Origin of the sequence: Flavobacterium sp. FPG59 (genome assembly GCF_002150205.1) — a bacterium.
In the GTDB taxonomy this organism is placed as follows: domain Bacteria; phylum Bacteroidota; class Bacteroidia; order Flavobacteriales; family Flavobacteriaceae; genus Flavobacterium.
On sequence record NZ_MTCA01000297.1, the window covers coordinates 1 to 3,038 of the forward strand.

Annotated in this window: 3 protein-coding genes; 1 reads left to right on the forward strand and 2 read right to left on the reverse strand. The window is 34.1% G+C overall.

The features are described 5' to 3' along the window. On the forward strand, positions 1-893 hold an 893-nt coding region (locus tag FPG59_RS15270; protein WP_140344698.1), incomplete at its 5' end, for a LysR family transcriptional regulator. Between the two features lie 82 nt (positions 894-975). Here the strand turns inward: FPG59_RS15270 and FPG59_RS15275 are convergent. Continuing rightward, on the reverse strand, positions 976-1,935 hold the full coding sequence (locus tag FPG59_RS15275) for a fasciclin domain-containing protein (RefSeq protein WP_086455413.1): 960 nt from the start codon (positions 1,933-1,935) through the stop codon (positions 976-978). 17 nt (positions 1,936-1,952) lie between these two features. Beyond that, positions 1,953-2,837: a hypothetical protein gene (locus FPG59_RS15280; protein ID WP_086455414.1), complete on the reverse strand. Its 885-nt coding sequence runs from the start codon at positions 2,835-2,837 to the stop codon at positions 1,953-1,955. Positions 2,838-3,038: the final 201 nt, after the last annotated feature.

Here is a 3,038-nt window from a genome sequence, read left to right on the forward strand (position 1 = left end):
TTCTAAAAGTTGTTCAAACAAAAAGTGTAACCAAAGCTGCCGAGGAACTGCACCTTACACAACCTGCTGTATCTATACAATTAAAAAATTTTCAAGATCAATTTGATATTCCACTTTCAGAAGTGGTGGGTAGGCGTTTGTATATCACTGATTTTGGCCAGGAAATTGCAGATGTAGCACAAAATATTATCAACCAAGTGGAGACTATAAACTACAAAACAATGGCCTTCAAGGGACAGTTGAGTGGTAGATTAAAAGTGTCAGTTGTATCAACTGGTAAATATGTTATGCCTTATTTTTTGTCTCATTTCATGAAACTGCATTCTAGTATTGAACTGCAAATGGATGTGACCAATAAAAGTAAAGTTTTGAGTAGTCTTGAGAAAAATGAAATAGATTTTGCATTGGTCTCAGTGTTGCCTACAAATTTAAATGTGGAACAATTGGACTTGTTACAAAATAAATTATATCTGGTGGCCAACTCCAATTTGGATCCCCAAAAACTTCAAAATTCAGAAGTTATTTTTGACAAAGTCCCTCTTATTTTTAGAGAAAAAGGATCAGGCACACGCCAATTGATGGAAAATTTTATAAATAAAAATGCTGTAACGATTCCTAAAAAAATGGAATTAACCTCAAATGAAGCGGTAAAACAAGCTGTAATTGCAGGACTAGGTTGTTCAATAATGCCGTTAATTGGTATCAAAAATGAATTGGCTAATAAAGAACTTCAGATTATCCCTTTCAAAGGATTGCCTATTACCACAACTTGGAGTATTATTTGGTTAAAAGGTAAAAAACACGCGCCTGTTGCGGCTGCATTTTTAGCGCATTTGGATCAAGAAAAAGCAACCATTATTAAAGAAAAATTCAATTGGTCTGAAGGATATTAATGTAGATTTTCTTGACTACAGCGAAAAAAAAATAGTCTTACTTTTTAGTAAGACTATTTTTTTATAATTTATTTCTGAATTTTTATGGTAGTAAAACTCTATCAATGATATGTACCACACCATTACTACATTGGATATCAGGAATAACCATGTTAGCAGGAATAGTGTTGCCATTACTTTTTACTGTAAATACTCCATTTAAGAACGGGCTGTATGTTAAAGTACCGCCTCCAGCTGTTGTAGCTGTTGTTGCAGTTTGCTCAGATGTAAATTTACCACCACTAATAGCATGGTTTAATAGAACTTGTTGTAAAACTGCTTGAGGAGCGTTAGCTACATCTTGAATCGTTGCAAAACCAGCGGCTTTAAATGCAGCATCTGTTGGCGCATAAATAGTGAAATTGTTTGCAGGATTTGATAATGTAGGTGCTAGTCCAGATGAAATAACGGCTTGCACTAAAAATGTAAGTTCTGGTGATTTAAAAACTTTAGAATCTTTAAGTAATATTGCTGAGTCTACAATGTTTACTCCGGTAGCAATCATTACTTTATCTATAGCGTGAACTGTTCCGTTACTTGCTGCTACATCAGTAAGAATTATTTTAGATCCGTTAATATACAAATCACTTCCTCTACTAATAAAACGTCTGTTTATGCTTAATGCAGATGCAGATGTTCCTCCAGCCATTATTTGGTTTGCCATAAGACTTCCGTTAGAAACGTGATACAATAAAGTATTCGTTAAAAAACTGTTTTGCAAAACGCCAAGGCTTCCACTATTTACTAGCCCTAATTTTGCGAAAGCATCATTTGTTGGAGCAAATACTGTATATTTTCCTGATGGATCGTTTGGGTTACTATTACTCAATACACCTGCAACTCCTCCTTGAATAGCGGCTCCTTCAAGAGTACTGAAGTTTTCGTTTGCAACAGCAATTGCTGCAATACTTGGTTTCTCATCTTGGTAATCATTCTCACATGATGACAATGTAGCTATTAAAGTTAGTGCTATTACTACGCTTTTTATGTTTACGTTTTTCATTTTGTTGTCTGTTTTTATTAAAATTTGTATACTAAACCACCGTATAAACCAGTTGCTTTACCAACGTTTCTTCCTTCAATTACGGTGCTTGCACCTGCTGAAACACCTACTTCTTTTGTAATTGGGGTGTATAAATTCAAACCTATTTTAGTGTAATTTACTTGTGTACTTGGGAAAAAACCTGTGAATCCCTCTCCAAGAATATCAACACCGCTAGTAGATGTTTGGTTGGCAATAAAAGCATCTGCATAAAATAAAGAGGCTGCATATCCTAATTTTACTTCACTAGTGTATGAATTAGGTACTTCATCTGAGGCAAAGTTTCCTGCAAATTGCGCCGAAGCAAATATTCCTGAATTCATTTTATACATGGCCATACCGGTTGTGCTTACTGTTGTAGCGCGGTTACCTATAGCAATGATAGATTGTAAACCTTCATTTACCTTGTAGTCGCCAACTGGAGTTTTAAGTCCTAAAGCTCCTATAAGACGAAGTGATGAGTTGCCGAAATCAAAATAAAACGGACTGTACTTTACAAAAACTGAAACATCTTGAAGACCTTTTCTTTCGTTTTCAAAGTTATTGTTTGTCAACACTTCTTGTGATGCATTACCAGTTGCTGTGATGTACGGTAAAACCATTACAACATCAACTTGGTCCGAAATTCCGTAAACCCCATAAATAGATGCACTAGTGATTTTTACGTCATTAAAAACAGGAACGCTCTCAACTTCTTGTGGAACAAGAAAAACATTTTCATATTTCTCAAAACTATAAGAAAGTGCAACATTTCCCTTTCCCTTTCCTTGCATAAAACCGCTAATTGGGCTTTGTGAAAATGCAGTGGTTACACATCCTAGTGTAGTTACTGCAAGCAATAATACTATTTGTTTTTTAATCATAATGGTTATTGTTTATTGTTTAACTTTGTTTTTGTCATTTACGGAGATACTTCTCTTTTGGTTTTGTTTTTTTGAAAAAAAATTGAAATTATTCTTAAATTTCAATTTTTCAACAAGTTATAAGTGCTAAATTAAGGGTTATGCACTTTCTCATAAAGTCTCTTTCTTAATTTTTATTTATTTTAAATAAATCCTTTAGGG

Excerpts from the sequence above, each read along its gene's own strand:
- FPG59_RS15275 (WP_086455413.1), bottom strand. The coding sequence starts at position 1,935 with ATGAAAAACGTAAACATAAAAAGCGTAGTAATAGCACTAACTTTAATA.
- FPG59_RS15280 (WP_086455414.1), bottom strand. The coding sequence starts at position 2,837 with ATGATTAAAAAACAAATAGTATTATTGCTTGCAGTAACTACACTAGGA.